This window comes from Pseudotabrizicola alkalilacus, from assembly GCF_003443995.1.
Taxonomy (GTDB): Bacteria; Pseudomonadota; Alphaproteobacteria; order Rhodobacterales; family Rhodobacteraceae; genus Pseudotabrizicola; species Pseudotabrizicola alkalilacus.
In genome coordinates, this window is the sequence record NZ_QWEY01000001.1 from 416,196 (window position 1) to 439,125 (window position 22,930).

The window sequence follows — 22,930 nt, forward strand, 5'->3', positions numbered from 1 at the left end:
AATCCTCTTGAAAACCCGGAAAATCAGGCGCATATGCGCGGCACATGGCCTGCGGTTCCCGCGGGCTCATATTTATTGGAGTGACCATGGCCAAGGAAGACATTCTCGAATTCCCCGGTGTCGTCAAGGAACTCCTGCCGAATGCGACATTCAAGGTTGAACTCGACAATGGCCATGAATTGATCGCAGTGATGGCAGGCAAGATGCGCAAGAACCGCATCCGCGTTCTGGCTGGCGACAAGGTGCAGGTGGAAATGACCCCGTATGACCTGTCAAAGGGCCGTATCAATTACCGCTTCAAGTAAATGCGGCTGATCCTGGGGTCCGCCAGCCCGCGCCGGAAAGAGCTTCTGGCGCAGCTCGGGCTGACGCCTGATGCCGTGCTCCCCCCCGACATCAATGAAGATCCGCAGGCCCGCGAACTGCCGCGACCCTATTGCGCGCGGATCGCGCGTGAAAAGGTGCTGGCGGTGAAGGCCGGGCCGGAAGATGTGGTGCTGTGCGCCGATACCACGGTGGCGCTTGGCCGCCGTATCTTGGGCAAGCCCGCCAATGCAGGCGAGGCGGCGGCGTTCCTGACGCTGCTGGGCGGGCGGCGGCATGAGGTGATCACCGCCGTTGCCGTGCGCCGGGGCGACCGCATTCTGACCCGTGAGTCGGTGAGCACGGTCAAGATGAAACGGCTGTCGGATGCCGAGCTGAACACCTACCTTGCGTCAAATGACTGGCAGGGCAAGGCGGGCGGCTATGGCATTCAGGGGCTGGCGGGCGCGCTGATCCCGTGGATTCAGGGCAGCTTTACCGGGATCATGGGCTTGCCCGTGGCGGAAACCGCAGTTTTGCTGGAGGCCATCGGCTATCCGGTCTGGAGGCAGGCATGAAGGGTCGCGTGGTTATCGTCGACGAGATCGACGGGCGGCAGGTGGCGGCGCTGGTGGTGGACGGGCGGCTGGAAGAGCTGTCGGTGGACCCAGACGGCGATGCGGTGTTGCCGGGTGCGATCTACCGCGCCATTGCGGATCGTCCGGTCAAGGGGCAGGGCGGGATTTTCGTCAAACTGCCCGAAGGCTCGGGCTTTCTGCGCCAGATCAGCGGCATTGCCCCCGGTCAACGGCTGCTGGTGCAGGTCAGCGGGCCGGCGGAACCCGGTAAAGCGATTCCGGTCACGGCGCGGCTGCTGTTCAAGTCGCGCTTTGCCATCATCACCCCTGATGCGCCGGGGCTGAACATCAGCCGCCGGATTCGGGATGAAGACGCGCGGGCCGATCTGGCCGAGATCGCCACAGCAGGCATGGCGGGTGCAGCGGAAACGCTGGGGCTGATCCTGCGCTCGGCCTGCGACGGGGCGGAGCCGGAGGCGATTGCCGAAGACATCGCCGCGATGCGCGGTCTGGCCGAGGCGGTGCTGGTCGACACCAAGGGCGACGCCGAACTGCTGGTCGATGGCGCGGGAGCGCATGACATCGCGTTCCGCGACTGGCTGGACCCGGAGCCGGATGAGGCGGTGATGGAGCCGGGCGGCTTTGCCGAGCATGGCGTCGATGCGATGGTCGCCGACCTACTCACCCCGCGCGTTGATCTGGTGGGCGGTGGTCACATGATGATCGAGCCGACCCGTGCGCTGGTGGCGGTGGATGTGAACACCGGGCCGGATACCAGCCCGGCGGCCAGTCTGAAGGTGAATATCGCCGCCGCCCGTGATCTGCCGCGCCAGTTGCGGCTGCGCGGGCTTGGCGGGCAGGTGGTGGTCGATTTTGCGCCGATGTCAAAGAAAGACCGCGCCATTCTGGATCAGGTGATCAAGGCCGCGTTCAAGGGCGACGGCGAGGCCAATCTGGCGGGCTGGACCACGCTGGGCCTGTATGAGCTGACCCGCAAGCGCGACCGTCTGCCGCTGGCCGAGGTGGCGGGGGGGCTGTTCGCATGAGCTGCCCGATCTGCAAGAAAGACACCGATCCGAAGTATCGCCCGTTCTGCTCGCGCCGCTGTGCCGATGTGGATCTGGGCCGCTGGCTGACCGAAAGCTACGCGATTCCCGCGCCGGAAGGCGAGGAAGAGACCCCGCCAGAGCTGGACGACGAGGATCGCAAGCCGCGGCATTGAACAGGGATCTGACGGGATGGCAAAAAGGCGAAAAAGCCTCTGGACAGCCCCGCCGCCCTGACGTATCACCCGCCAACCAAGCGGCAACGTCGCAAAGGTCCGGTGCCCGGATAGCTCAGTTGGTAGAGCAGCGGATTGAAAATCCGCGTGTCGGCGGTTCAAATCCGTCTCCGGGCACCATTTATATCCCATATTATCTGAGTGTCCGGCTGTGTGCCGTGCTGATCGTCGCGCCGTCTGGCGTGTTGGTGGCAAGCATGTCGCAATACCAGACAGCGACCTGTGGTCACTGTCTGGCATCTTTGGCAAAGCCCCGTTTTACCCGGGCGGGGATCAGTGGGCCGCGGCCCAGTTGAGGCCCTGACCTGCCTCGACCGTCAGGGGCACCTTGAGGGTCAGGACCGGGTGATGGGCGTTTTCCATCACGGCTTTGGCGATGCGGGTCAGCTCGGCTGCGTCCTCCTCTGCCACGTCGAACAGCAGTTCGTCATGAACCTGCAGCAGCATCTTGGCATCCAGATGGGTGATCGCGTCGGGCATGCGGATCATGGCGCGGCGGATCACATCGGCGGCGGTGCCCTGAATCGGCGCATTGATGGCGGCGCGCTTGGCAAAACCAGCGGTGGGGCCTTTTGCGTTGATTTCCGGCGTATGAATTTTGCGACCAAACAGGGTCTGCACATAGCCTGAACCTTGCGCAAACTTGACAGTTTCCGACATGTATTCCTTGATGCCTGGAAAACGCTCAAAATAGCGGTCGATGAAGCCCTGCGCCTCGGCGCGCGGGATGCGCAGGTTGCGGGCGAGGCCAAAGCCCGAGATGCCGTAGATCACGCCAAAGTTGATCGCCTTGGCGCGGCGGCGGATGTCGGGGGTCATCTGATCCAGCGGCACGCTGAACATCTCCGACGCGGTCAGCGCGTGGATGTCGATGCCATCGCGGAACGCCTGTTGCAGCGACGGGATGTCGGCGACATGGGCGAGGATGCGCAGTTCAATCTGGCTGTAGTCGAGCGAGACCAGCACCCGGCCCGCAGGCGCGACAAAGGCCTCGCGGATGCGGCGGCCCTCTTCGGTGCGGATCGGGATGTTCTGCAGGTTGGGATCGGTCGAGGACAGCCGCCCGGTGACCGCGCCGACCAGCGAATACGAGGTATGGACCCGCCCGGTTTCCGGGTTGATGTGGTCTTGCAGCGCATCGGTATAGGTCGATTTGAGCTTTGCCAGCTGCCGCCAGTCCAGCACGCGGGCGGCGAGTTGCGCGCCTTGCGGATAGGTATCTTCCAGCGTCGTGATATCCTCCAGCACATCGGCCCCGGTGGCATAGGCCCCGGTTTTGCCCTTGGTGCCGCCGGGCAGGCCGAGGCGGTCAAACAGCACCTCGCCCAGTTGCTTGGGGGAGCCTACGTTGAACCTGTCACCGGCGAGGGTCTGGATCTCATCCTCCAGCCCGGCCATTTTCTGCGCGAATGCGTTGGACATGCGCGACAGCGTATCGCGGTCGACCTGAATGCCGTGCATCTCCATCCGGGCCAGCACCGGCACCAGTGGGCGTTCCAGCGTTTCGTAAACGGTGGTGACCTTTGCGCGGTGCAGGTTGGGCTGAAAGCTTTGCCACAGGCGCAGGGTCACATCGGCATCTTCGGCGGCGTATTTCACCGCATCGTCAATCGCCACCCGGTCAAAGGTGATCGCTGATTTGCCGGACCCCAGCAGCGGCTTGATCGGGATCGGGGTATGGCCGAGATAGGTTTCCGACAGCGTGTCCATGCCGTGATTGTGCAGCCCGGCATACATGGCCGAGGACATCAGCATGGTGTCTTCGATCGGGGCGACCGTCACGCCGATGCGGGCGAAAATCTTCCAGTCGTATTTCATGTTCTGGCCGATCTTGAGGATCGCCGGGTCTTCGAGGATGGGTTTCAGCACCGCCAGCACATCATCAAGCGCCAGTTGCCCCGGCACCAGATCGGTGGAGCCGAACAGGTCACCGCCGCCCTGTTTGTGACCGATGGGGATATAGCAGGCGCGGCCCGGATCGACGGCGAGGGAAATGCCGACCAGTTCGGCGCGCATCTCGTCCAGACTGGTGGTTTCGGTATCAACAGCGACATGGCCGATCTCGCGGATGCGGTCGGCCCAGGCGTGCAGGGCGGGCAGGTCGCTGACGCGCGCGTAAGTGCTGTGGTCAAAGGGGAGGCGTTCTGGGGCGGCGGCCTTTGGTTCCGGTGTTTCGGCCACGGCGGGCGCCTCGACCTGCAACCGGTCCGAAACGCGGCGGGTCAGGGTGCGGAACTCCATCTCTTGCAGAAATCCGAGCAGCGCTTCGGGTTCGGGTTCCAGCACGGACAGATCGGCGATGGTGAAGTCCAGCGGCACATGCGCATCCAGCGACACAAGGCGTTTGGAAATGCGGATCAGCTCGGCGTTATTGATCAGCGCTTCGCGGCGTTTGGGCTGCTTGATTTCAACCGCGCGGTCGAGCAGGGTTTCCAGATCGCCATATTCGTTGATCAAAAGGGCTGCGGTTTTCAGCCCGATGCCCGGAGCGCCCGGCACGTTGTCGACCGAATCGCCGGCAAGCGCCTGCACATCGACCACGCGTTCCGGGCCGACGCCGAATTTCTCGATCACCTCGTCGCGGTCGATGGTCTTGTCCTTCATCGGGTCGCGCATCCGCACGCCGTTGCCGACCAACTGCATCAGATCCTTGTCCGAGGAGATGATGGTGCAAGCCCCGCCTGCCTCGACCGCTTGCCGGGCGAGGGTGGCGATGATGTCATCCGCCTCGAAGCCGTCAATCTCGATACAGGCGACGTTAAAGGCGCGGGTGGCGGCGCGGGTCAGGGGGAATTGCGGGCGCAGGTCTTCGGGCAGCTCGGGGCGGTTGGCCTTGTAAAGCGGATAGATGTCGTTTCGGAAGGTTTTGGATGAGAAGTCGAAGATCACCGCGATATGGGTCGGCACCTCGCGGCCCGATTTGGTCAGCTCGCCCCACAGGATGTTGCAGAACCCGGCAACAGCCCCCACCGGCAGACCGTCGGATTTGCGCGTCAGCGGTGGCAGCGCGTGATAGGCGCGGAAGATATAGGCCGAGCCGTCGATCAGATGCAGGTGGTGCCCCTTGCCGAAACTGTCGCTCATCGCCAAACTCCTTGCCGTGTATCTGGGGTCTGTCTTGCCATGTTCCTGCGTCTGCTGCCACCCTTGCTTGTCGCGGCCAACCCGGTCTTTGTCAGCCCGGTGTTTGCGGAAGCCGATCTGTGCCCGCTGACGGATGACGGGTCAAACTGTGTGCGGATCCTTGCTTGTATCGGCGAACAGGGGCGCTGGTTTCATGGCCGCGCCTTTGGCCGGGGCGAGGGCACGCTGGCGGGGGTGATGAATGACGGGGTGCAATGCGTGGGCGACTGGACCAGCCGGAACGCCTTTGGCACCGGGCAGGCCACTGTGGCCTGTGACGACGGGATGAGCGCGACGGTGATCTATTTCTATCAGGATGAATACACCGGCACAGCGCTTGGCAAGGGGATCAGCAACCGGGAAGAGGTGGTGCAAAGCTGGTCGGGGCTGCATGTGCTGGATTATTTCCGCGACGGGAACCCGGCGGCAGAGGCGGTGATGAAATGTGGCAGTTTTGACATTCCGGTCAGCTGACAAAGAAACGTGAGGCGGGGCGTGACGCGCATCGGCTTGACGAAAGCGGCAAATCTCGGCAGGGTGCGCAGATGCTGCACCTGAATGCCATATCCAGCGCTCCGGCGTCGTTTTATTGGACCTGCGCCATATAGGCGGCAGGGCAGTTTCGTCTGAAACCCCCATCAGCCGCCCGCAAGGGTCAGGCCGATGAAAGGTTCCCCTCGCGGGCCCTTCGCGAGAGAGAGACCTGACCGTGATACCGAACCATCCCCCGATTGAGATCCGCCCGCTTGAGGCGGCACATCTGCCCGAAGTGCATCGCATGCTGATCGAGCTTGCCACCCATCATGGTGATGTGGCCACCATCACGCCGCCGGTGCTGCGGTCGCTGGTGCTGGATGCGCCTGATCTGCGCGGTCTGGTTGCGTTTCCGGCGGACCGTCCGTCCCGTCTTCCGGTCGGTTATGCGCTGCTGTCGCGGCGTACCGACCTGATCACCGGGCGGTCGGGCTATGACATAACGCATCTGTTTGTGCAGGATGTGTTTCGTGGCCGCGGCATCGGGCGGGCGCTGATCGCTGCGGCGCGGTGCCTTGCACTGGCAGAGGGCTGCACCCGGCTGACCATCGGCACGCATCCGGCAAATTCAGGGGCGGCGGCGGCCTACCGGGCGATGGGGCTGGCAGAGCGCCCGGCTCCGGGGCCGTCGTTTGCGGTGGCTTTGGGGTAAAGGCGCAGCTTAGTGATCGTCGTGAGCATGCTCACGGTCGATCACGTAGCGCTTGTCGCAATAGCCGCATTCGACATAGCCCAGATCCTGCGGGATCGTCAGCCAGACGCGGGGGTGACCCAAAGCGCCCTCGCCGCCGTCACAGGCGACTTTCCAGGTGGTAACGATCTGGGTTTCTGGCGCGTCGATGCTCATGGCTGGAATCCTGTGGCTTTGCTGCGCCCGCATCATACGGAAAACCGGGCTGTCGGCAAGGGTTGCGCGCAAGGCGCGCGGGCGGGGAAGGCGCGCGGGCGGGCAAGGGTTGCGCGCGAGGCGCGCGGGGGCATTAGGGTTGCGCGCGGGTGCGGCCCGGGGTGCCGCGCGCGCGTGTCAGTCGCCGATCGGGCGGTTGCGGGATTTGAGCGCCTGCAACCACATCAGCCCGTGCACCGTGGCGCGGGCCGGGCGGTACTCGCCGGAAACCCAGATCGTGCCGCCGGTGGCATCCAGCTCGCCACACAGGGCGGGCAGGTCAAAGCCGCCGCCGCCCGGTTCGTTGCGCGACGGAAAGCCTGCGATCTGCACATGGCTGACGCGGTGACGGTGTGCGGCCCAGACGGCACTGGCATTGCCGTGAATGCGAGCCGCGTGCCAGAGATCGAACTGCAGCCCGATCTGCGGCGCGTTCAGGTCTTCGAGTATGCGGGCGGCCTGATCGAAGTCGTTCAGGAAATAGCCCGGCATGTCATCGGGATTGATCGGCTCGACCGTCAGCTGCAGATCGGGAGCCTGCTGGACGGCCCATGTCAAGTTCTCACGGTAGACCTGTTCGGCCTGTGGGCCGCGTGCCACCCCGGCCATCACATGCAGCCGTTCGGCCCCCAGCCGGGTCGCCAGACTTGCGGCGCGCAGAAAGCCGGTGCGAAAGCGCTCTTCCTCGCCCGGGACGGCGGCAAAGCCACGGTCGCCCGCCGACCAGTTGCCGGGCGGGGTGTTGATCAGCGCCAGCGGCAGGCCGGACAGCGCCTTTTCCCACTCTGCCTCGGGGTGATCATAAGGAAACAGAATTTCGGCCCCGTCGAAGCCTGCCTGTGCGGCAAGCTCCGGTCGGTGCAGGCTGGGCACCTCGGTGAACAGCATCGTCAGGTTTGCGGCAAATCGGGGCATTCAGGGCAGGTCAGCCGATGGGATCATGGGAAAGAAAACTCCCGCAGACCAGACGCCGAACCAGGGGGTGCCGTCAACCTCTTCCTGCGTGCCAAGATCGACCAGACGGTAGAATGTCTTGCGGTCGATCAGCGCCTCCATCCCGGCGCGGATATGGATGTAGGGCGACGGCTCGCCGGTGTCCGGGTTCCGGACAACACGGATGGCATGGTCGGGACCGGCCACAGCCTCATCCCCGGTCTTTGTGGCAAAGGTCAGACGCTGCGTGGGGCCCGTGCCCTCGGCGGTGAAATCGGTGGCCAGAAACGGCGCGTCATCGACCTGAATGCCGAGCTTTTCCACCGGGGTCACCAGATAAAACCGGTCGCCTTCACGCTTCAGGATCGACGAGAACAGCTTGACCATCGGGGCGCGGCCAATCGGCGTGCCCTCGTGATACCAGGTGCCGTCGCGGGCGATGCGCATGTCCATCTCACCACAATAGGGCGGGTTCCACAGATGCACCGGGGGCAGCCCCTTTTTCGGCACAGCCGCAAGCGAGGCGGTCAGCCCGTCAACCGAGACGGCGGCGCGCGGTTCTTTCGACATCAGAAAAGACGTTCCTTTCACTGGACATCGGCTGTCGGGCGCGATGGCAGGCTAATGTAAGCCTGCCTTTGGCAATTTGCCACCATGTGTTTCCCCTTGCCGCCGCGCGGTGAGGACCGGGCAACGCGAAAGGCCCGGTTCAGACACCCCACCAGCGCAGGGTCTGTTTCAGATGGTGTTCTATAGTGGTTTCCGCAGCCTCGGGGTTGCCGCTTTCGATGGCGCTGATGATGGCCAGATGCTCCTCCATCGCGGGGATCACCCGGTCGGGCAGAAAGGTGCGGACATTCTGGATGATGGCGATCCGGTTGCGGTTCGCCTGATAGGCCCGGCGCAGGTAGATGTTGTCCAGCCCGGCGGCCATGAAATCATGCAGCGACAGGTCAGTGGCCAGGGCGCGGCGCGACAGGTCGGCCCCCGGCTGGCGGCGCGCCTCGTCCAGCAGGGCCTCATGCATCGCGCGCAGGTGGGTCAGGTCGGCGGGACCGGCAGCCAGCAGGCGGCGCACCCCTTCGCGGTCCAGCGTGGCGCGCATATCCATGCAGGCGCGGGTGGTGTCGGGGCCGGTTTCCATGATCATCACGCCGCGCTTTGGCAGGATCACCACCAGCGACTGTTCTTCGGCACGCTTTACCGCCTCTCGCGTCGCGGCGAGTGGAAAGCCCAGCAGCTCTGCCAGGGCCGGCATGGCGTGAAAGGCGCTGCTGCGCAGGGTTCCGGTCTGCAATGCAGCCAGCAGGGCCGCATAGGCCTGATCCGACTGAAGATCCTGTGACTGTTTCATGGCGGGTCTCTGCTTGGCTCGGCGCGGGTTTTGTCGTTGGGAAGGGCGTCGGGGCTGGTCAAGGTGTGGTGTCAATCTGATGTTCCAGCTGACATTTTACAAGCCGGAATGGCGCGGGCGGGTCAAAGCTTTGTCGTGGCGTGTGCTGCGGGACAGTCTGGCGGGAAAAATCTGCGGCTGTGGCGTGGCGAAGCCTTGCATCGGCCCCCCCACCCGCGCATGCAGGGGATATGACCGATGCACCTGATCAGACCCCGCTGCCGCTCGCGTCGCTTGGCTGGACGGCATTTTTCGACGACCAGCTGACCGAGGACGACCGAGCGTTGGAGCCGATGCGCGTGGCCACGGTCCACCGCGCCCGGATGAGCGCGCAATCGGTGCGCGGGCCAGTGCGGTTGCAGATCGCACCGCTGACCAATACCGCCGATTACGCGGTGGGGGATTGGGTTCTGGTGGCGCCGGACACCGGTTTGCTGACCCGCCGGCTGGAGCGCAAGACCCTGATCCAGCGCCGCACCGAAGGCGGGCGCGTGCCGCAGCTGATCGCGGCCAATGTCGATACACTGTTCATCGTGACCTCGTGCAATGACGATCTGAACCCGGCCCGGCTGGAGCGTTATCTGGCGCTGGCCAATGAGGTGGGCACGACCCCGGTGATCGTGCTGACCAAGGCCGATCAGGTGGCGGATACCGCGCCTTACATGGCTCAGGTCGCGGGTTTGCAACGCGATTTGCCGGTGGTGGCGTTGAATGCCAATGCCCCCGAGGCGGCGGAGCATCTGGCGCCATGGTGCGGCGAGGGGCAGACGGTGGCGCTGGTCGGCTCGTCCGGGGTGGGGAAATCGTCGCTGCTGAACACGCTGGCCGCCAAATCGGCGGAAGAGGCGCAGGCCACCGGCAGCATCCGTGAGGATGATGCCAAAGGGCGGCACACCACCACGTCGCGATCCTTGCATGGCATTCTGGGCGGGGCTTGGGTGATCGACACGCCGGGCATCCGCACCCTGCATGTCAGCGATATCTCGGTCGGGCTGGATGTGCTGTTTGCCGAGATTGCCGAACTTGCCCCCGGTTGCCGGTTCCGTGACTGCACCCATGCGCATGAGCCGGGATGCGCGGTGCAGGCGGCGGTGGCGGCAGGCACGCTGGACCCGGCCCGGCTGGAGCGCTGGCGCAAGCTGCTGGACGAGAACCGCAGCAACACGCCGGTGGCGACAGGGCCGCGTGGGAACAAGACCATGAAGGCTTTTGGCAAGCATCGCTGACCCGCTCTTGATAGGCGTTTCCTATCAAGCAACGGATTTGCGATATTGATTACCGATGCTACGGCGCGGTATCCTGAGGGCTGACGCCAGCAAAGGCCAGCCATGCCCCAAAGATTGCCCGCCCCCACCGAAATTGAGATCACAGCGCTGATAGACCGGCACCTGTCGCTGGAAGGGCCGCTGTTGCCGATCCTGCACGCGATACAGGAGCGGTTTGGCCATGTGCCCGCAAACGCCCAGCCGCTGATCGCGGCGGCGCTGAACATCAGCAAGGCCGAGGTGCATGGGGTGGTGTCTTTTTACCACGATTTCCGCGAGGTGCCTGCCGGGCGGCATGTGGTCAAGATCTGCCGGGCCGAGGCCTGTCAGGCGATGGGGGCGAATGCTTTGGCCGATGAGACCTTGGCGAAGCTGGGGATTGCGTGGCACGGCACCACGGCCAATGGCGCGGTGACGGTCGAGCCGGTCTATTGCCTTGGCCTGTGCGCCTGTGCCCCGGCGGCGATGGTGGATGACAGGGTCGTGGGCCGGGTGGACCGCGCCCGCATGACTGCGCTGCTGCGCGAGGTGGGGGCATGAAGATTTACGTTCCCATGGACAGCGCCGCAAAGGCGCTTGGCGCGGATGAGGTGGCGGCTGCGATTGTGGCCGAGGCCGCCCGCCGGGGGCTGGCGGTGGAACTGGTGCGCAACGGCACGCGCGGGATGGTCTGGCTGGAGCCTTTGGTCGAGGTCGAGACCGGCGACGGGCGGCTGGCGTTCGGGCCGGTCACGCCCGAAGATGTGCCCGCGCTGCTGGATGGCACGCTGCAAGGGCTGGGGCCGGTGGAGGGCATCCCGTTCTTTGCCCGTCAGACCCGGCTGACCTTTGCCCGCTGCGGCGTGACCGATCCGCTGAGCCTGCGCGACTATGAGGCGCATGGCGGGCTGGCGGGATTGCGCCGGGCGCTGGGGATGACAAGCGCCGAGATCGTGCAGGAAGTGACCGACAGCGGGTTGCGGGGCCGGGGTGGGGCGGGATTTCCCACCGGCATCAAGTGGAACACGGTGCTGGGGGCCGGGGCCGGGCAGAAATACATCGTCTGCAATGCCGATGAGGGCGACAGCGGCACCTTTGCCGACCGCATGATCATGGAGGGCGACCCGTTCACGCTGATCGAGGGCATGGTGATTGCCGGGGTCGGCGTCGGGGCCACGCGCGGCTTTGTATTTTTGCGCTCGGAATACCCGGATGCGATCAAGGTGATGGCCGCTGCGGTGCAGATCGCGCGGGATGCGGGTTTGCTGGGGCCGGATGTTCTGGGCTCGGGCCGGGCGTTTGACATTGAGGTGCGGGTTGGGGCCGGGGCCTATGTTTGCGGCGAGGAAACCTCGCTTTTGAACGCACTGGAGGGCAAGCGCGGTGTGGTGCGGGCCAAGCCGCCGCTGCCCGCGCTGGAGGGGTTTCTGGGCCGCCCGACGGTGGTGAACAACGTGATCTCGCTGGCGACGGTGCCGGTGATCTTCGAAAAGGGCGCGGCCCATTACGCTGATTTCGGTCTGGGCCGGTCGCGGGGCACGGTGACCTTGCAGATCGCCGGGAATGTGGCGCGGGGTGGTCTGTTCGAGACCGCATTCGGCATGAGTCTGGGCGAGTTGGTGATGGATGTGGCGGGCGGCACCGCCACGGGTCGCCCGGTCAAGGCGGTGCAGGTGGGTGGACCGCTGGGGGCCTATATGCCGGTGTCGAAATTCGACACGGCGCTGGGGTATGAGGATTTTGACGCAGCGGGTGGGCTGATCGGCCATGCCGGGCTGGTGGTGTTTGACGACACGACCGACATGCTGGGCATGGCACGCTTTGCGATGGAGTTCTGCGCGGTGGAATCCTGTTGCAAATGCACGCCGTGCCGTGTCGGCGCGGTTCGCGGGGTCGAAACCATCGACCGGATCGCGCGCGGCGATGCGGCGGCGGTCCCGATCCTGACCGATCTGTGCGAGACGATGAAGCTGGGCTCGCTCTGCGCGCTTGGCGGGTTCACGCCGTTTCCGGTGCTGTCGGCGCTGACCCATTTCCCCGATGACTTTGCCACCCGGAAAGAGGCAGCGGAATGAAAGACTTCATCCTCCCCAACGACCGCGACATGGGTACGCCTGCGAAAATGGGCCCGCCGGTCACGCTGCTGATTGACGGGTTCGAGGTGACGGTGCCCGAAGGCACCTCGGTGATGCGCGCCGCTGCCGAGGCGGGCATTCAGGTGCCAAAGCTTTGCGCGACCGACAGCGTGGAGGCGTTCGGTTCCTGCCGGTTGTGCGTGGTGGAAATCGAGGGGCGGCGTGGCACGCCAGCATCTTGCACCACGCCGGTCGCGCCCGGCATGGTGGTCCGCACCCAGTCTGACACGGTGCGCAAGATCCGCCGGGGGGTGATGGAGCTGTATATCTCGGACCATCCGCTGGATTGTCTGACCTGTGCCGCCAATGGCGATTGCGAATTGCAGGATATGGCGGGGGCGGTCGGCCTGCGCGATGTGCGCTATCAGCCGGAGAAAACTCATTTCCAACCGCGCAACACCAGCGGTGAGGTCAATCCGCAGTTCATCCCCAAGGACACTTCGAACCCGTATTTCACCTATGATCCCGCCAAATGCATCGTCTGCTCGCGCTGCGTGCGGGCCTGCGAAGAGGTGCAGGGCACCTTTGCGCTGACGATTGAGGGGCGCGGCTTTGACAGCCGGGTGTCGTTTGGGGCGAAGACCGACACGGCCATGGAGTCCGATTGCGTCAGCTGCGGGGCCTGTGTGCAGGCCTGCCCGACCGCGACCTTGCAGGAAAAATCGGTGATCGAGTTGGGGACGCCGCAGAAATCGGTGATCACCACTTGCGCTTATTGCGGGGTCGGCTGCTCGTTCAAGGCCGAGCTGAATGGCGACCAATTGGTGCGGATGGTGCCCTACAAGCATGGCAAGGCCAACCGGGGCCATTCTTGCGTCAAGGGTCGGTTTGCCTATGGCTATGCCACGCACCAAGACCGCATCCTGAAACCGATGATCCGTGACCGGATCGACCAGCCGTGGCAAGAGGTCAGCTGGGACGCGGCGTTGCGCTTTGCCGCCGACCGGATGCGCGGCTTGCAGGAAAAATACGGCCGCCGTTCGATTGGCGTCATCACCTCCAGCCGCTGCACCAACGAGGAAACCTATCTGGTGCAGAAACTGGCGCGGGGGGTGTTCATGAACAACAACACCGATACCTGCGCCCGTGTCTGCCATTCGCCGACCGGCTATGGTCTGGGCCAGACCTTTGGCACCAGTGCCGGGACGCAGGATTTTGACAGCGTGGAGCATACCGATGTGGTGATCGTGATCGGGGCCAACCCGACCGATGGCCACCCGGTCTTTGCCTCACGGCTGAAAAAGCGGCTGCGGGCCGGGGCTAGGCTGATCGTGATCGACCCGCGCCGGATTGATCTGGTGAAATCGGCGCATATCAAGGCGGCATATCACCTGCCGCTGCGGCCCGGGACCAATGTCGCCGTGGTTTCGGCGCTGTCGCATGTGATCGTGACCGAAGGGCTGATGGATGAGGCCTTCATCCGCGAACGCTGTGACTGGGATGAGTTTCAGGACTACGCCGCCTTTATCGCGGACCCGCGCCATTCGCCGGAGGCGAATGAGATGCTGACCGGCGTGCCAGCCGCCGATCTGCGCGCGGCGGCGCGGTTGTTTGCCACCGGCGGCAATGGGGCGATCTATTATGGGCTCGGCGTGACCGAGCATTCGCAGGGTTCGACCACGGTGATTGCGATAGCCAATCTGGCGATGCTGACCGGCAATGTCGGCCGCAAAGGGGTGGGCGTGAACCCGCTGCGCGGCCAGAACAATGTGCAGGGGTCGTGCGACATGGGATCCTTCCCGCATGAGCTGCCCGGCTATCGCCATGTGAAGGGCGCAGAGGTGCGCGCGGTGTTCGAGGAAGCCTGGGGCGTGACCATCGACCCCGAACCCGGCCTGCGCATTCCCAACATGCTGGATGCGGCGGTGGAGGGCACGTTCAAGGGCCTGTATTGTCAGGGCGAGGATATCCTGCAATCCGACCCCGATACCAAACATGTGGCGGCGGGTCTGGCGGCGATGGACTGCGTGATCGTGCATGATCTGTTCCTGAACGAGACCGCGAATTACGCCCATGTGTTCCTGCCGGGTTCGACTTTTCTGGAAAAGGACGGCACCTTTACCAATGCCGAGCGCCGCATCAACCGGGTGCGCCGGGTGATGGCGCCGCGCAACGGCTATGCCGATTGGGAGGTGACCCAACTGCTGGCCCGCGCCATGGGGGCGGATTGGCACTATACCCATCCGTCACAGATCATGGATGAAATCGCGCTGACCACGCCCAGCTTTGCCGGGGTGAATTATGCGGTGCTGGAGGAAAAGGGCTCGGTCCAGTGGCCCTGCAATGCGGCCAACCCCGAAGGCACGCCGCTGATGCATGTCGATGGCTTTGTGCGCGGCAAGGGGCGGTTCATCGTGACCGAATATGTCGCCACCGAAGAACGCACCGGCCCGCGCTTTCCGCTGTTGCTGACCACCGGGCGGATTCTGTCGCAGTACAATGTCGGCGCGCAGACCCGGCGCACGGCGAATGTGGCCTGGCATGATCAGGATGTGCTGGAAATCCACCCGCATGATGCGGAACTGCGCGGGGTGAATGACGGCGATTTCGTGCGTCTCGCCTCGCGGTCGGGCGATACCACGCTGCGGGCCACGATCACCGACCGGGTGTCGCCGGGGGTGGTTTACACCACCTTCCACCATCCCGACACGCAGGCCAATGTGATCACCACCGACTTTTCGGACTGGGCGACGAACTGTCCGGAATACAAGGTGACAGCGGTGCAGGTGTCGCCGTCAAACGGGCCATCGGACTGGCAGGAAGGCTATAATGCGCAGGCGGCTCTGGCGCGGCGCATCCTGCCTGCGGCGGAATAGCCGTGCTGCCCGCCACACAAAGCCTGCGCGGGCTGTCGGTGCAGGGCGACGCCCTGCGCGAAGTCACGCGCTGCCTGCCCGAAGAGATGCCCGTGGCGCTGGTGTTCAATGGCACCACGGCGGCGGTGATGATGGCCTCGCCCGTGGCGTTGCAGGACTTTGCCTTTGGCTTTGCGCTGACCGAGGGGTTCATAGACCGGCTGGATCAGGTTCTGTCGTTCGAGATCGTCCCGCACGCGGCGGGGGCAGAGGCGCGGTTCTGGATCGCCGAGGATCAGGCGCGGGCGATTCAGGTGCGCAGGCGCAACATGCTGGGGCCGGTTGGCTGCGGTCTGTGCGGGATCGACAGTCTGGAACAGGCGATCCGCCCTTTGCCGGTGCTGACGGCTGACGGACCCCGGCTGTCGCGGCACGAGGTGGCGCAGGCAACCGATCGGTTGCGGGATCACCAACCGCTGCACGACCAGACCCATGCGGTGCATGCGGCAGGGTTTCTGCTGCCGGGGCGGGGCATCGTGCTGGCGCGCGAAGATGTCGGGCGGCACAATGCGCTGGACAAGCTGATCGGTGCGATGGCCCGCGACGGGTTTGAGGCCGGGGCGGGGGCGATTGTGCTGACCTCGCGCGTGTCGGTCGAGATGGTGCAGAAAACGGTGATGGCCGGGTGCCCGGTGCTGATCGCCGTTTCTGCGCCGACCGCCCATGCCCTGCGGCTCGCGATGGCCGCGAACCTGACCCTTGTCGCCTTTGCGCGGGGGGGCGGGTTTGATGTCTATGCCCATCCCACCCGACTTCAGACCGGAGCCTCTGATGCAGCCTGAAAAGATGGTCATGATGGCCAACCAGATCGCCACGTTTTTCCAGACCCAGCCGGATGAAGACCGGGCGGGCAAGGTGGCCGCGCATATCAATGATTTCTGGGAACCGCGGATGCGGATCAAGCTGCTGGATCATGCCGCAGCGGGGGGTGAGGGACTTTCACCGCTGGCGCTGGAGGCCTGCCGCCACATCCGCGCGCCGGTGGCCTGAGCGGCGCAGCGCCGCTGATGCGCACGTCATCAGCGCCGTTTGCCAAGGCCCATTCGGCGCATCCGCCGGTGAATCGTGGTGCGGTCAACGCCCATACGTCGGGCGCATTCCGAGATATTGCCGCCGGTTTCGTGCAGGATCTGTGCCAGCAGCGACACGCTTTCCTTGCCCGACCCCGGTGAAGGTGCCGTCATCAGGGGCAGGTCTGCGAGTTCCAGCCGGGGTTGGGGCAGGGTGGCGGCCAGGGTTTCGGCCAGCCGTGCCAGTTCGCGCAGGTTTCCGGGCCAGGCATAGGCGGCCAGCCGCGCGGGCACCTCGGGCGCAAGCAGGACCAGCTGGCCAAAGGCCTGCGCCAGCATCCGGTCGAGCAGCCAGAACAGATCGCGGCGGTCGTGCAGGGCGGGCAGGTGCAGCGTGGCCCCGGCCAGACTGTGATAGAGATCGCGGCGGAACTGCCCCGCCTCGACCGCGCGCGACAGATCTCCCTGCGCCGTCGCAATCAGCCGCAGGCCGGGGGTAATGGGGCGCAGCCCGCCCACCGGCAGATAGCTGCCCTCGGATGCCAGTTGCAGCAGCCGCGCTTGCAGGCGCAGGGGCAATTCCTCGACCTTGTCCAGCACGAGCGTGCCGCGCGCGGCGCGGTCCAGCAGGCCCGGCGTGTGGCGGCGGCCGTCGATGCGGCCAAAGATCATCGGCTCATCCGCATCCGACAGGCCCGCGCAATGCAGTACGGTCGCCGTGCCATTGCGCGCGGCGGCGTGGATGGCGCGGGCAAGGGTCAGCTTGCCGGTGCCGGTCGCGCCCTCGATCAGCAGCGGCAGCGTTCGGCTGGCGAGTGCTGCGGCCCGGCGCAACACCTGCGCCATCGCCGGATCATCGCCCGCAAGGTCGCGCAGGACAGCGGGGATATGGGGCACAGCGGCGGGGGTGTTGCGGGGCAGGGCGCGGCGTGGCTCAATCGCGTGGGCGAACAGGCGATGGCCGTCGCGGGTTTCGATAAAGCGTTCGGCGGCGGGGCGTTGCCGGGTCAGATCATCCAGCCGGTCCAGCCGCACATTCAGAAAATCCGACAGCTTGCGCCCGATCAGCTGATCCGGCGCGCGCCAGTCTGCACCCCCCGCCCGGGCCATCAGCCGGGCCGCGCCATGGGTCATGCCGATCACCCGGCCCGCGCCATCAAGCGAGATCGCGGCCTCGGGGTCAACATCCAGAAAGTCCGGGCTGCCCGACAGGCGCAGCACCCATTCGCGGCGCGACTCTGCCATCAGGTGCGCCATCTCGATCCGCCGCACCGACTGGCGCACAAGGTTCAGCGCAAGGCTCTGGCTGGCCCTTGGCCGGGGGGAGGACAAGAGCGAGATATCCAGCACAGCTGTCAACTGCCCGCCGGAATCGTAAATCGGCGCGGCGGTGCAGGACAGGCCGCCATGGGTGACATCGAAATGATCGTCCTGATGGATGATCAGGGGCTCGCCGGTCTCGATACAGGCCCCCAGCGCGCAGGTGCCCGCCCGCGCCTCGGACCATTCCGCACCCATGTACAGGCCCGAGCGGCGCAGCGCCGATTTCTGCGCCTCATCCCCCAGATACTCCACCGTTACCCCCGTGCGATCTGCCAGCAGCAGCACATAGTTCTGCCCGGCGACCAGCGCATAGAGGTTCTCGATCCCCGAGCGGGCGATGGCGATCAGCTCTTCGCTGCGCTGCCGGTGCTGGCGCAACTCGGCATCGGGCAGGATATAGGCCTCGGCCCGTGTCGCGGGGTCCAGCCTGTGCTTTTCCAGACAGCGCAGCCAGCTTTGCACCACCACCGGGTCGCGGGCGGCGCGCGCCCCCTGCGAGACGGCCTCGATCTCGCGGATGTGGTGCAGGTCTGCGTTCATCGTGTCCCCCTTTCGGGATAGGGCGGATGGCATAGCCTAACAGTATCGCGGGGCGGGTGGGAATGGCACTTGAGTCGCATGGCCTGTGGCACGCTGCCGCCACAGATGCCACAGGTTGCGCCACAGTCTGACGGTCTAAGGCATTGAAAAGGTTAGATTGGCCTAATTCGGTTTGGTGGTGTGTGGCACAGCCCTAGCGTGAGGCAGACCAAACCGGGAGGAAATCCACATGAAGGCCCTTCGCTTTCACGCCGCAAAAGACCTGCGCCTTGACGATATTGACGCGTTGCCTGTCCCTGGACCGGGGCAGGTGACGATCCGCAACCGCTTTGTCGGCATCTGCGGCACCGATCTGCACGAATATTCCTATGGGCCGATCTTTATTCCCAAAGAGCCGCATGCCTTTACCGGCGCGCAGGGGCCGCAGGTGCTGGGCCATGAGTTCGGCGGTGTGGTGACCGCTGTGGGTGAAGGCGTGACCCATGTGGTCGCTGGCGACCGGGTGTCGGTGCAGCCGCTGATCATGCCGCGCTCGGGCGATTACTTTGCCGACCGCGGGCTGTTCCACCTGAGCCCCGATCTGGCGCTTGCGGGGCTGAGCTGGCTGTCGGGTGGCATGGCCGAGGCGGCGCTGCTGAACGATTACAACGTGGTGCGAATCCCCGACAGCCTGACCGATGAAGAGGCGGCGCTGGTCGAGCCGACTGCGGTGGCGGTCTATGCCTGCGACCGCGGTGGCGTTGTGGCGGGCAACAGCGTTTTGGTGACCGGGGCCGGGCCGATCGGCATGCTGACCTTGCTTGCGGCCAAGGCGTTTGGTGCCACGACGCTGTTCGTGTCGGACCTGAACGACACCCGGCTGGAGATTGCGCAGCGCATTCTGCCCGGCGTCATCACCCTGAACCCCAAACGCGACGACATCGGCGCGCGCATCCGGGCCGCGACCGAAGGCGGGGTCGGCTGTGATGTGGCGCTGGAATGTGTCGGCAATGAAAAGGCGCTTGGCAGCTGTCTGGATGCGGTGCGCAAACAGGGCGTCATCGTGCAGGTCGGCCTGCATCCGGGCAACAGCGGGCTGGACTGGTTTACCGTCACCTTCAAGGATGTCGATGTGCGCGGATCCTGGGCGTACCCGACACATCTGTGGCCGAGGGTGATTGACCTGATCGCGACCGGCGCCATCCCGGCCAGCAAGGTGGTGACCAAAAAGATCCGGCTGGAGGAGGCGGTGGCTGAAGGGTTCGACACCCTGCTCGACCCGGCGGGCACGCATCTGAAGATCCTGATTGATCTGACCTGACACCACGTGCCGCCTTGGGAGGGGCGGTGCCATTTACACCAAGGGAGGACTACCATGCTTGATACCACCCATCCGCAACTGGCGGCGCTGGTTGCGGATCTGGAACGCGCGCTGATTGCGCAGGATGCCGACGCGGTTGCCGCGCTGTTTGCAACCGACAGCTACTGGCGCGACCTTGCGGCCTTTACCTGGAACCTGAACACCAGTGAGGGCGCGGCGCAGATCCGCGCGATGGCGGCAGCGCAGCTGGCGCAGATCGCGCCAAAGGCGCTGACGCTGGACCCGGCCGAGACGGTGACCGAGGCTGACGGGGTGGCCGAGGGCTGGCTGGTGCTGGAAACCGCTGCGGGGCGCGGTGTCGGGCATATCCGGATGAAAGATGGCCGGATCTGGACCCTGCTGACCACGCTGCACGAGCTGAAAGGTCATGAGGAACCGCGCAAGCTGCGCCGTCCGATGGGGGCCGAGCATGGCCATGACCCGAACCGCAAGACCTGGAAGGAAAAGCGCGAAGACGAGGCCCGCCGTCTGGGCTATGAGGATCAGCCCTATGTGCTGGTGATCGGGGGCGGTCAGGGCGGCATCGCGCTTGGCGCGCGTCTGCGCCAGCTGGGCGTGCCGACGATCATCGTTGACAAGCACGAACGCCCCGGCGACCAGTGGCGCAAGCGCTACAAGTCGCTCTGCCTGCATGATCCGGTCTGGTATGACCACCTGCCCTATATCCCGTTTCCCGACAACTGGCCGGTGTTTGCCCCCAAGGACAAGGTGGGCGACTGGCTGGAGATGTATACCAAGGTGATGGAGCTGAACTACTGGTCCTCGACCACGGCGAAATCCGCGCAGTATGATGAGACCAAGGGCGAGTGGACCGTGGTCGTTGACCGAAACGGCGAAGAGGTGACGCTGCACCCGAAACAGCTGGTGCTGGCCACCGGCATGTCGGGCAAGGCCAATGTGCCGGTGATCCCCGGTCAGGATGTGTTTCGGGGCGAGCAGCAGCATTCCAGCCAGCACCCCGGCCCGGATGCCTACAAGGGCAAAAAGGTGGTGGTGATCGGTGCCAACAACTCGGCGCATGACATCTGCGCGGCGCTTTGGGAACAGGGCGCCGATGTGACGATGGTGCAGCGCTCCTCGACCCATATCGTCAAATCCGACAGTCTGATGGAGGTGTGCCTGAGCGGGCTTTATTCCGAACAGGCGGTCGCCAATGGCATCACCCATGACAAGGCCGACATGATCTTTGCCTCGGTGCCCTACAAGATCATGGCCAGCTTTCATGTGCCGCAATACGACGAGATCAAGCGCCGCGATGCCGCGTTCTATGCGGCGCTGGAAAAGGCGGGTTTCCTGCTCGATTTCGGGGATGATGACTCAGGGCTGTTCATGAAATACCTGCGGCGGGGGTCGGGCTATTACATCGACGTCGGCGCCTGTGATCTGGTGATCGACGGCTCGATCAAGCTGCAATCGGGCAAGGGCATCAGCCATCTGTCCGAAACCGCTGTGGTGCTGGACGACGGCACCGAACTGCCCGCCGATCTGGTGGTCTATGCCACCGGCTATGGCTCGATGAACGGATGGGCGGCGGATCTGATCAGCCCCGAAGTTGCGGACAAGGTTGGCAAATGCTGGGGGCTGGGGTCAGAGACCACCAAAGACCCCGGCCCATGGGAAGGCGAGCAGCGCAATATGTGGAAACCCACGATGCAGCCCGGCCTGTGGTTCCATGGCGGCAACCTGCACCAGTCACGGCACTACTCGCGCTATCTGGCGCTACAGCTCAAGGCCCGGCAGGCGGGGCTTGAGACGCCGGTCTGGGGTCTGCACCCGCCGCATCACCTGAGCTGACAGGACAGGCAGACGCCGCGACCGGGTGCCGGTCGCGGCGATGTGCTAGTGGTCGCTGCCGGTGTTGCGATAGCTGGCCAGCAGGAAGAACACGACAATCGACAAGCCCCCGATCAGCCCGGCGGCGGTGGTCAGCAGCACGGCATGCGTGGTCGAAAACGCCTCTTTGCCCGCCGCGATCAGTGCCGCTGCCGGAGCTTCGGCCAGTTGCTGCGCCACCAGATAGCTGTCGCCGATCGACCGCGCCGCCTGCACCGCCAGTTCGGGCGACAGACCCTCGGGCAGCGTGATGGTGCGGCCAAAGATGCCCGACATGAACACTCCGAACAAGGTGATCCCCAACCCGGTGCCCAGCTCATAGCTCGTTGCCTCCAGTGAGCCTGCGGCCCCGCCTTTGCTGGCCTCGACCGAGCCCATGATCGCGATGGACGAGGCGGTGAGCCCGATACTGAGTGTCAGGCCAAGTACGGCCAGAAAGACCGGCACCATCACCCCCGGCTGATGAAAGTCACGGAAGGCAAGCCCCGCCAAAGCGCCCGCCGATATCAGCAGCGACAGGCTGGCAACATGGCGCAGGCCGAATATCGTGGTCAGCTTGCCCGCGACCGGGCCGCCAACCGCCGCCGCCGCCATGATCGGGATCATGAAAATGCCCGCCTGCAACGGGGACTTGCCCAGCACATATTGCAGCTCTTGCGCCAGCGTCAGTTCAACCCCGGCCAAAGCGCCGGTCGCCACGATTGCCATGATCATCCCCGCCACGATGGCCGGATGCGAGAACAGCGACAGATCCAGCATCGGTGTGGCCGAGCGCAGCTGCTTGCGGCCAAACAGCACCAGCATGACAAGGCCAAAGCCCAGAACCAGCGCCACCACGGTCAGAGGCTGGGTGCCGCCGAACCCGGCCTTGATGCCGTAAACCACCGAGATCATGCCCAGAATGAGCAGGATCGCCTGACCAATCGGCCATGCGCCCGGCGTCACCGCTTCGACGCGCGGCAACAGAAAATAGCAGGCCGGGGCAACCACCAGCATCACCGGCACGTTGATCAGAAACACCGAGCCCCACCAGAAATGCTCCAGCAACGCGCCGCCGACCAGCGGCCCGATGGCCGCGCCCGCCGCACCGACCATACCCCACAGGCCAAGCGCCATCGCCCGTTCAGACTCGTCTTCAAACGTCCGCCGGATGATGCCGAGCACGCAGGGCATGATCATCGCGCCGCCGACCGCCAGCAGCACCCGTGCGGCGATCAACATCGCAGGATTGGGGGCAAAGGCGGCCAGACTGGACGCGATGCCAAATACCACAAGCCCGGTCAGCAGTATGCGCCGGTTGCCCACCCGGTCGGCCAGCGTGCCCATCGGCACCAGCAGCCCCGCCATCAGCAGCGGATAGATGTCGATGATCCACAGCACCTCGGTATTGGTGGCGCCAAGGGCCTGTGTCAGCGTCGGCACCGCGACATGCAGGATGGTCATATCCAGCACCACCGGCAAAAACGCCAGCATGACCGCAACCAGTACCAGCCAGCGTTTCGGGTCGGCAGCATGAGTAGAAACAGAAGACACAGACATGGTTCACCTTAGAAGTCATTGCGTCTGTCCATGTAAATACATACGTATGGATTTCAATC

The 22,930-nt window shown here is 64.9% G+C and carries 21 protein-coding genes and 1 tRNA gene; 15 read left to right on the forward strand and 7 right to left on the reverse strand.

Annotated features, from left to right (window positions below; translation table 11 throughout):
- Positions 1-86 precede the first annotated feature (86 nt).
- From infA to D1012_RS02045, 5 genes are all read left to right on the forward strand, one after another.
- Positions 87-305, forward strand: coding sequence for a translation initiation factor IF-1 (gene infA / locus D1012_RS02025; protein ID WP_054005112.1), 219 nt, complete (start codon positions 87-89; stop codon positions 303-305).
- Positions 306-881 carry a Maf family protein gene (locus D1012_RS02030; protein WP_118149651.1) on the forward strand — a complete coding sequence of 192 codons (576 nt, stop codon included), beginning with the start codon at positions 306-308 and terminating at the stop codon, positions 879-881.
- Positions 878-1,927: a ribonuclease E/G gene (locus tag D1012_RS02035; RefSeq protein ID WP_118149652.1), complete on the forward strand. Its 1,050-nt coding sequence runs from the start codon at positions 878-880 to the stop codon at positions 1,925-1,927. Before D1012_RS02030 ends, D1012_RS02035 begins: the two co-directional genes overlap by 4 nt.
- Positions 1,924-2,103, forward strand: a complete 180-nt coding sequence (locus tag D1012_RS02040; RefSeq protein ID WP_118149653.1) for a DNA gyrase inhibitor YacG — start codon at positions 1,924-1,926, stop codon at positions 2,101-2,103. The genes D1012_RS02035 and D1012_RS02040 overlap by 4 nt, the downstream gene beginning before the upstream one ends.
- Positions 2,104-2,207: 104 nt before the next feature.
- A tRNA-Phe gene (locus D1012_RS02045) sits at positions 2,208-2,283 on the forward strand.
- 153 nt (positions 2,284-2,436) lie between these two features.
- On the opposite strand, the gene polA is transcribed toward D1012_RS02045, so the two are convergent.
- Entirely contained in the window at positions 2,437-5,247 is a 2,811-nt protein-coding gene (polA, locus tag D1012_RS02050) for a DNA polymerase I (protein WP_118149654.1), read from the reverse strand.
- A 39-nt stretch (positions 5,248-5,286) separates the two neighbouring features.
- Here polA and D1012_RS02055 point away from each other — a divergent pair, with 39 nt between their 5' ends.
- Both D1012_RS02055 and D1012_RS02060 read left to right on the forward strand, forming a co-directional pair.
- On the forward strand, positions 5,287-5,760 hold the full coding sequence (locus tag D1012_RS02055; RefSeq protein ID WP_118149655.1) for a hypothetical protein: 474 nt from the start codon (positions 5,287-5,289) through the stop codon (positions 5,758-5,760).
- 235 nt (positions 5,761-5,995) lie between these two features.
- A complete protein-coding gene (locus D1012_RS02060; protein WP_118149656.1) occupies positions 5,996-6,472 on the forward strand; it encodes a GNAT family N-acetyltransferase in 477 nt (158 codons plus the stop codon).
- Between the two features lie 9 nt (positions 6,473-6,481).
- On the opposite strand, the gene D1012_RS02065 is transcribed toward D1012_RS02060, so the two are convergent.
- The 4 genes from D1012_RS02065 to D1012_RS02080 all read right to left on the reverse strand — a co-directional run bounded on the left by D1012_RS02065 (position 6,482) and on the right by D1012_RS02080 (position 8,993).
- Positions 6,482-6,667: a zinc-finger domain-containing protein gene (locus tag D1012_RS02065; RefSeq protein WP_118149657.1), complete on the reverse strand. Its 186-nt coding sequence runs from the start codon at positions 6,665-6,667 to the stop codon at positions 6,482-6,484.
- Between the two features lie 177 nt (positions 6,668-6,844).
- Positions 6,845-7,621 (reverse strand): hydroxypyruvate isomerase family protein, encoded by a 777-nt coding sequence (locus tag D1012_RS02070; protein ID WP_118149658.1) that lies wholly within the window; start codon positions 7,619-7,621, stop codon positions 6,845-6,847.
- Complete coding sequence (locus tag D1012_RS02075; protein ID WP_118149659.1) at positions 7,622-8,209, reverse strand: DUF1285 domain-containing protein; 588 nt, start codon at positions 8,207-8,209, stop codon at positions 7,622-7,624.
- 139 nt (positions 8,210-8,348) lie between these two features.
- Positions 8,349-8,993 (reverse strand): GntR family transcriptional regulator, encoded by a 645-nt coding sequence (locus D1012_RS02080; protein ID WP_118149660.1) that lies wholly within the window; start codon positions 8,991-8,993, stop codon positions 8,349-8,351.
- Between the two features lie 230 nt (positions 8,994-9,223).
- On the opposite strand from D1012_RS02080, the gene rsgA reads away from it, so the two are divergent.
- From rsgA to D1012_RS02110, 6 genes are all read left to right on the forward strand, one after another.
- Positions 9,224-10,258: a ribosome small subunit-dependent GTPase A gene (gene rsgA / locus D1012_RS02085; RefSeq protein ID WP_118149661.1), complete on the forward strand. Its 1,035-nt coding sequence runs from the start codon at positions 9,224-9,226 to the stop codon at positions 10,256-10,258.
- A gap of 102 nt (positions 10,259-10,360) precedes the next feature.
- Positions 10,361-10,837, forward strand: a complete 477-nt coding sequence (locus tag D1012_RS02090; protein WP_118149662.1) for a formate dehydrogenase subunit gamma — start codon at positions 10,361-10,363, stop codon at positions 10,835-10,837.
- Entirely contained in the window at positions 10,834-12,351 is a 1,518-nt protein-coding gene (locus D1012_RS02095; protein ID WP_118149663.1) for a formate dehydrogenase beta subunit, read from the forward strand. The genes D1012_RS02090 and D1012_RS02095 overlap by 4 nt, the downstream gene beginning before the upstream one ends.
- Positions 12,348-15,227 carry a formate dehydrogenase subunit alpha gene (fdhF, locus tag D1012_RS02100; protein ID WP_118149664.1) on the forward strand — a complete coding sequence of 960 codons (2,880 nt, stop codon included), beginning with the start codon at positions 12,348-12,350 and terminating at the stop codon, positions 15,225-15,227. Before D1012_RS02095 ends, fdhF begins: the two co-directional genes overlap by 4 nt.
- A gap of 2 nt (positions 15,228-15,229) precedes the next feature.
- On the forward strand, positions 15,230-16,048 hold the full coding sequence (gene fdhD / locus D1012_RS02105) for a formate dehydrogenase accessory sulfurtransferase FdhD (RefSeq protein ID WP_435530890.1): 819 nt from the start codon (positions 15,230-15,232) through the stop codon (positions 16,046-16,048).
- Positions 16,038-16,256, forward strand: coding sequence for a formate dehydrogenase subunit delta (locus tag D1012_RS02110; RefSeq protein ID WP_118149665.1), 219 nt, complete (start codon positions 16,038-16,040; stop codon positions 16,254-16,256). The genes fdhD and D1012_RS02110 overlap by 11 nt, the downstream gene beginning before the upstream one ends.
- Before the next feature lie 29 nt (positions 16,257-16,285).
- Here the strand turns inward: D1012_RS02110 and D1012_RS02115 are convergent, their stop codons facing one another.
- Complete coding sequence (locus D1012_RS02115) at positions 16,286-18,139, reverse strand: sigma-54-dependent Fis family transcriptional regulator (protein WP_118149666.1); 1,854 nt, start codon at positions 18,137-18,139, stop codon at positions 16,286-16,288.
- A gap of 229 nt (positions 18,140-18,368) precedes the next feature.
- Here D1012_RS02115 and D1012_RS02120 point away from each other — a divergent pair, with 229 nt between their 5' ends.
- Both D1012_RS02120 and D1012_RS02125 read left to right on the forward strand, forming a co-directional pair.
- Complete coding sequence (locus D1012_RS02120; protein WP_118149667.1) at positions 18,369-19,439, forward strand: 2,3-butanediol dehydrogenase; 1,071 nt, start codon at positions 18,369-18,371, stop codon at positions 19,437-19,439.
- 54 nt (positions 19,440-19,493) lie between these two features.
- Positions 19,494-21,293: a flavin-containing monooxygenase gene (locus D1012_RS02125; protein WP_118149668.1), complete on the forward strand. Its 1,800-nt coding sequence runs from the start codon at positions 19,494-19,496 to the stop codon at positions 21,291-21,293.
- Positions 21,294-21,338: 45 nt separating this feature from the next.
- Here D1012_RS02125 and D1012_RS02130 read toward each other — a convergent pair whose 3' ends face one another.
- Positions 21,339-22,871 (reverse strand): MFS transporter, encoded by a 1,533-nt coding sequence (locus tag D1012_RS02130; RefSeq protein WP_118149669.1) that lies wholly within the window; start codon positions 22,869-22,871, stop codon positions 21,339-21,341.
- Between the last annotated feature and the right edge of the window lie 59 nt (positions 22,872-22,930).